Origin of the sequence: Neobacillus rhizosphaerae (assembly GCF_050477885.1) — a bacterium.
Lineage (GTDB): Bacteria > Bacillota > Bacilli > Bacillales > Cytobacillaceae > Neobacillus > Neobacillus rhizosphaerae_A.
On the sequence record NZ_JBCNAC010000142.1, the window covers coordinates 21,935 to 27,934 of the forward strand.

Genomic DNA, 6,000 nt, shown 5'->3' on the forward strand with positions numbered 1-6,000 from the left:
TCCAAGCCGCAAGGGATAACTTCTTGCGGCCTTTTTGTGCCCTTTTTAATCGCCAGATGGATATGTTATGCATAAATTGAAGATGTTGTTAGAACAAGAAAGAAATAAGCTCTTTAAAGGAGGTGTGATACATGACCCTGAATATATTATTTTTCTCCATCACAATAAAAAAGAGGAAAGTTGATCTTGAAAAAGCGGCTCAACAGGAGATGGTTGAAAAACTTTATGATCAAAACAAAGACCGTCAAATTTCCATGCATCATTTTATGTAATCAATACACATGCACAAAAAAGGAAGTGAAAAGAAATGATCCTCAATATTTTATTTTTAACCATTACTATTAACAAACGTCGAATGAGCCTCGAAGAAGCTGCTCATCAAGAAATGGTTGATAAGCTATATGAGAAAAACAGAGATCGTCAGGTTTCCATGCACCGTTTTATGTAATAGGTAAGTAAAAAACCAAAATAGAGAAAGGTGGTTGTTAATATGTTGTTTTTTCTAATGCAAGGTCGAGGAAATAGTTTCTGGGGTATGAAAGATACCACCTAGCCATGTGAAAGAATGAAAATAGGAGGTAACCAATATGCCGCTTCATATTTTGTTATTATCATTACTCTTTAAATCAAGGAAAAAAGATTCATAATCCTTCAATAAGAAAATCTGTTTGGTAGAAAGCTCAAGGGTTTGTTAACAGAATGTTCATATTTCCTGAAGTTAGATACTGTGAAAATGTGTTAAATTCAAAGTAGAAAATAGCAATTTCTAACTAAGGGGTGGGGAATATGTTTTTGGTTGTGATGGCTTTCGTCATTACTGGGGCGATCGGTTGTGTTATTTCAGCTGAACTAAGTGTTGAAGTATAATATTAAAAAGCATCGGCCTAATTTCTCAGCCGATGCTTTTTCTTATTGTCCAGCTCCAGCGCCTAGCCCCTCGAGTCAAATAACCTTCTGCAATAAAGTCAAAGAGCGACTTTTATTGCAGAAGAACATTTGCCTGGCGACATAAGGCTATCACCTTTGTACGCATAAGTGCGACTAGGTCTCTGTCTGCGCTCCGCTTGCCAATCGACCAGTCTACTTTATCGGGGCTGACCAAGGCGCTTCCGCTTTTCTTATTTCTTTTCAGTTAACTTAAGGAATTCATCAATGTCATCTAAACAAATATGAACAGCTTTTTCCCAGAAATCTTTTTTCGTTAGATCTACCTGTAGATGTTTTTGTGCTAAATCTTCAACGGACATGGAAGCCGTATCTCTTAACAAAGCAATGTATTTTTCTTCATACCCTTTACCTTCCTCGAGCGCCTGCGCATAGATACCTAATGAGAAAAGATAACCAAACGTATATGGGAAGTTATAAAATGGTACACCAGTTATAAAGAAGTGTAGCTTTGAGGCCCAAAATAAAGGATGATATTCTTCTAAGGCATCCGAATAGGCTTCCTTTTGTGCAGCAAGCATCAGTTCATTTAGACGTTCTGCATTCACAGGTCCTTTCTTTCTTTCTTCATAAAAACGTGTTTCAAATAAGAAACGTGCATGTATATTCATTAAAAGGGCAACTGTTCTTTGGACCTTATCGTCAAGAAGAACTAGTTTTTCTTCTTCATCTTTTGCATTTTTAACCGCTGCATCTGCAACAATCATTTCAGCGAAAGTAGAGGCTGTTTCTGCCACGTTCATGGCATAATTACGGTTGAGATGGTGAACACCCTTCATTGCGAATGTGTGGAAACCATGACCAAGCTCATGAGCCAGAGTTGAAACGTTTGATGGTGTTCCGGAGTAGGTCATAAAGATTCGAGATTGGTCGCTTTCAGGAAAGAAAGTACAGAAGCCACCAGGTGCCTTACCAGGTCGATCTTCTCCTTCAATCCATTGCTCTTCAAAAGCTTTATGGGCAAACGAAGCCATTTTTTCACCAAATATAGCAAAATTTTGTTCGATAAACTCGGCTCCTTCTTGATAGGAAACCTTTGATTCTGTTTTGCCGAACGGAGCATCTAAATCATACCAGCTTAATTTATTTACCCCAAGGAGTGCTGCTTTTCGCTCTAAATACGTAACAAGCTTTTGTTTATTTTCGGATATAACTGCCCACATCGTTTCAAGCGTCTTTTTTTCCATACGATTAATGCTAAGAGGTTCTTTTAATACATCTTCCCAGCCTCTTTTTTGATACACGCTAAGACGGAAACCAGAAAGGTGATTGAGAGTTTTGGCAAGAAAGTCAGCCTGTTCTCCCCATGCCTTCTCCCAGTTTCTGAAAGTAGCTTCTCGTACGTTTCGATCGGGGCTTGAGAACTTATTAAATGCCTGACCGACAGAAAGGAGCTTTTCCTCGCCGTTTTCTTGGAAAGGTACTTTTATTTTTCCAACAATTAAATCGTATAATTGGCCCCAACTATGATAGCCATCGACACCAAGTGCACTGATTAATGCTTCTTCTTCTTTAGAAAGCTTTTCTTTTGCTCGATTACGTCTTTCTGTTAAAACAAAGGAAAGGACCTGTAACTGAGGATCTTTTAATAACTCTGTCCAAACCTCATCAGTAAATGAAGATAATAAGCTGTCAAAGGTACTAAGAGCCGCTTGGAAGGCTGCACTTAAACTGGTAACCTTTGAATCAAGTGTATAAGCCTTTTTATCATCTGTGTTTTGTGCCTGCAAACAACCAACAAATGCCCCTGCTTGACGAAGTTTTTTGGCAGAATGCTCAAAATCCTCAAGTAATTCTTTTAAAAATGTTTGATCCTCTTGTGAATTGAATGGAGTCCAGTTGTTTACCTTTGTTTGGAAACTATCTATTAAGGCAGCTGTAAGATTTAAATGGTTTGCGAATTCTAATGAATCGCTTCCGCCCTGAAACAACACTTCAAGGTTCCAAACATCTGAGTATGTAATCGCTGTCATTCTTTATACCCTCCTTAAAAGATGAACCACAATCATGGTTGATTATTGTCAAAAAATTAACACTTCCGCTTTTCATTATAATTTACTTTTTCCAAAAATTCTATATTATTGGTTTTTGCAGAAAAAAGAGACTGAGAAAGTCAGCCTCTTAAAAAAATATATTAACAAACTCTTGTATACCACCACCAGCCTCCGAAGAGTAACAAAAGTATAAATAAGACAATGACGACTGCAATCCAAAAACCACTGCCTGCAGCATAGGGAAATGGATAAGCTGGATATGGGGCCGGGTATCCATAAAAACCATAAGGACTTGGATAACCAAAAGGCATCTAGATTCCCTCCTTTATCCTTTTATATTAGGGTATGAGCCCTTATTTAAGCTTGTATAGGCGAACGTGTATGTCCTAATCAATTCAACAAATATTTCACAGCTGATTGGAGACATTCTATAGTATAATTTTACCTAGAATGTTAACCGAGAGAGGTATACCATTGAAAAAAATTTTGCTTATTGACGATGAACCACGGATGTTAGATTTACTTTCCCTTTATTTAACACCAAAAGGTTATGACTGCATCAAAATGACTACTGCTTTTGAAGCGGTTCAATACCTTGGTGAAGCAACTGTTGACCTTGTCTTATTAGATATAATGATGCCAGAAATGGATGGCTGGCAAGCCTGTAAGGAAATTAGAAAATTGGGAGATACCCCGATTATCATGCTTACAGCGCGCAGTGAAAAAATGGATATTGTAAAAGGGCTGAAACTGGGTGCAGATGATTATATTTCAAAGCCTTTTGATGAAGAAGAGCTGATTGCGCGAATAGAAGCTATTCTGCGAAGAAATAAAGGACCTTCAAGTAAAATAGCGTTTAATGGTCTATCCCTAAATGAAGAATCCTTTGAGGTTTCCTATCAAGGAAATCCAGTTTTGGTTACTCCCAAAGAATTTTCCTTACTGACTCTTTTATTAAAAAATAGAAATAAAGTATTTACCCGTGAGCATTTGTTGACCACCATATGGGGTTATGCGGTTGCTACAGAGGATAGGACCATAGATTCCCATGTGCGGAATTTACGAGACAAATTGCGAAAATCAGGTTTCCCTGTGGACGATTATTTGACAACAGTATGGGGACTGGGGTATAAGTGGATGGATAAGGATTCGTAAACGAAAACCTCATAGTTTAAGATAATGTTCAGGAGGTAACAAGGTGAAAGTTCAAATGAAAGTGATATTGGCTATGTTAATAGGAATATTACTTGTTACATCGGGTTGTACAAACAATAGTGAGGACCAAGAAAAGAACCAACCGGAAAAAAGGGCTGTATCAAAGGCTAAATTTGAAGTGGTTGAGGCGAGTTCACTCAGCGTAAAAAATATCCGTGGAATTGGTTATCCAGGCAATGATCAAGCACTGTATGTTGCCACAAATGCCGGTTTAAAATTCTACAAAGATACAAAGTGGTATGAATCAACCACGAATCAACATGATTATATTGGATTTCAAGCAGTAGAAGATGGTTTTTTAGGAAGTGGACATCCTCAAAAGGGGACAGGCTTTAAAGACCCGCTTGGTGTAGTGCACAGTGTTGATCAAGGAAAAACACTAGAACAGCTGGCATTCTACGGGAAGAGAAACTTCCACTTTATGGCTGCCAGTTATACAGGTGAAGGGCTTTATGTAATTAGTGAAACACCTGAGGAAGGTTTAAGCTATGGTGTCAACTATTCTACAAACAATGGTGATACGTGGGCAAAGAGCGCATTTAAGGGTTTTAGTGCCGACTCATTAGGAATGATAGCAGTACACCCTACTAATGGTGATATTGTGGCGATGTCTACACGGACAGGTATTTATTATTCATCTGATAATGGAAATACGATGAAGTTAATTACCAATCCCATTATGGTGACAGCCCTTACCTTTAGCGGGGATACTATCCTATTTTCAAGTGTGGAGAACGATAAAATTTTATTAAAAACGTTAAATCCTGTAACTGGCGAGCAAGGGGAATTGGCTTTTCCTTTCTTAGATTATGATAATCCTATTACGTATTTAGCGGTTAATCAAAAGGATCAGAATCAAATCGCCTTTACTACCTATAAAAATGATATTTATCAATCTAAAGACGGCGGAAAGAATTGGAGCGTTCTTCTTAAAGACGGAAAAAAAGAGCAGGAGTGAACTGCTCTTTTTTCATTACGTGTTTCTTCAATTTTTTTTCTTCCGTTCTTTTTCAGCACGATAAAATTCATGGAACATTTTCATTAATGCTCGCTTTTCTATTCTCGAAACATAACTTCTTGATATTCCTAATTCCTTTGCAATTTCTCGTTGGGTTTTTTCCTTTTGTAAGTCTAGGCCAAAACGCCCCACAATCACTTCTTTTTCCCGATCATCCAACACCTCTATAAACTTTTTTATTTTCTCCAGCTCCATATTAAGCTGAATGGTATCGATAACGTCCTCAGATTCCGATTTAAGGACATCAATCAATGAAATCTCATTACCTTCCTTATCCTGACCGATAGGATCATGTAAGGAAACATCTTTCTTTGTTTTTTTAAGTGCCCGTAAATGCATAAGAATTTCATTTTCTATACAACGAGCAGCATAGGTTGCAAGTTTTGTTCCTTTACCTTCTGAATAACTCTCGATTGCTTTTATTAAACCAATTGTTCCAATCGAGATTAGATCTTCAGAATCCTCCCCGGTATTTTCAAATTTTTTAACTATATGCGCGACAAGTCGTAGATTGTGTTCAATTAACATATTTCGCGCATGCGGATCCCCTTCTGCCATTAACCGTAAGTACTTTCTTTCTTCAGCAGCAGATAGGGGCTGAGGAAAAGCATTATTCTTAACGTACGAAACAAGAAATAAAAATTCTTTCATTAAATAACCGAGAGCTGTTAAGATTCCAGACATCCACATCCACCCCCGTGCTTTCTTTTTTTGGGCTAGGGCCTATTACTAATTCCTATGAAGAAATCAGGAAATTGTGTCTGTCCATTCAAATTAATAATTTTTATTTTATAAAGGCTCTGTAAAATTGTCTGTTGATTTCCGCTC

At 37.6% G+C, this 6,000-nt stretch carries 7 protein-coding genes; 4 read left to right on the top strand and 3 right to left on the bottom strand.

The features are described from left to right. The first annotated feature begins 131 nt into the window (after positions 1-131). Both ABES03_RS19520 and ABES03_RS19525 read left to right on the top strand, forming a co-directional pair. Positions 132-272 carry a YrzI family small protein gene (locus ABES03_RS19520; RefSeq protein ID WP_430119799.1) on the top strand — a complete coding sequence of 47 codons (141 nt, stop codon included), beginning with the start codon at positions 132-134 and terminating at the stop codon, positions 270-272. Positions 273-307: 35 nt separating this feature from the next. Continuing rightward, complete coding sequence (locus ABES03_RS19525) at positions 308-448, top strand: YrzI family small protein (RefSeq protein WP_430119801.1); 141 nt, start codon at positions 308-310, stop codon at positions 446-448. A gap of 670 nt (positions 449-1,118) precedes the next feature. Here the strand turns inward: ABES03_RS19525 and ABES03_RS19530 are convergent. After that, positions 1,119-2,918, bottom strand: a complete 1,800-nt coding sequence (locus ABES03_RS19530) for a M3 family oligoendopeptidase (protein ID WP_430119803.1) — start codon at positions 2,916-2,918, stop codon at positions 1,119-1,121. 161 nt (positions 2,919-3,079) lie between these two features. Then, positions 3,080-3,250, bottom strand: a complete 171-nt coding sequence (locus tag ABES03_RS19535) for a hypothetical protein (protein ID WP_430119804.1) — start codon at positions 3,248-3,250, stop codon at positions 3,080-3,082. Positions 3,251-3,413: 163 nt separating this feature from the next. Here ABES03_RS19535 and ABES03_RS19540 point away from each other — a divergent pair, with 163 nt between their 5' ends. After that, the gene (locus tag ABES03_RS19540) at positions 3,414-4,094 is read left to right on the top strand and encodes a response regulator transcription factor (protein ID WP_430119806.1); all 681 of its coding nucleotides are present in this window, start codon (positions 3,414-3,416) and stop codon (positions 4,092-4,094) included. Positions 4,095-4,137: 43 nt separating this feature from the next. Next, the gene (locus ABES03_RS19545; protein ID WP_430119808.1) at positions 4,138-5,112 is read left to right on the top strand and encodes a F510_1955 family glycosylhydrolase; all 975 of its coding nucleotides are present in this window, start codon (positions 4,138-4,140) and stop codon (positions 5,110-5,112) included. A gap of 27 nt (positions 5,113-5,139) precedes the next feature. Here ABES03_RS19545 and sigK read toward each other — a convergent pair whose 3' ends face one another. Continuing rightward, the gene (sigK, locus tag ABES03_RS19550) at positions 5,140-5,856 is read right to left on the bottom strand and encodes an RNA polymerase sporulation sigma factor SigK (protein ID WP_430119810.1); all 717 of its coding nucleotides are present in this window, start codon (positions 5,854-5,856) and stop codon (positions 5,140-5,142) included. Positions 5,857-6,000: the final 144 nt, after the last annotated feature.

Excerpts from the sequence above, each read along its gene's own strand:
- ABES03_RS19535 (WP_430119804.1), bottom strand. The coding sequence starts at position 3,250 with ATGCCTTTTGGTTATCCAAGTCCTTATGGTTTTTATGGATACCCGGCC.
- ABES03_RS19530 (WP_430119803.1), bottom strand. The coding sequence starts at position 2,918 with ATGACAGCGATTACATACTCAGATGTTTGGAACCTTGAAGTGTTGTTT.
- sigK (WP_430119810.1), bottom strand. The coding sequence starts at position 5,856 with ATGTCTGGAATCTTAACAGCTCTCGGTTATTTAATGAAAGAATTTTTA.
- ABES03_RS19520 (WP_430119799.1), top strand. The coding sequence starts at position 132 with ATGACCCTGAATATATTATTTTTCTCCATCACAATAAAAAAGAGGAAA.
- ABES03_RS19525 (WP_430119801.1), top strand. The coding sequence starts at position 308 with ATGATCCTCAATATTTTATTTTTAACCATTACTATTAACAAACGTCGA.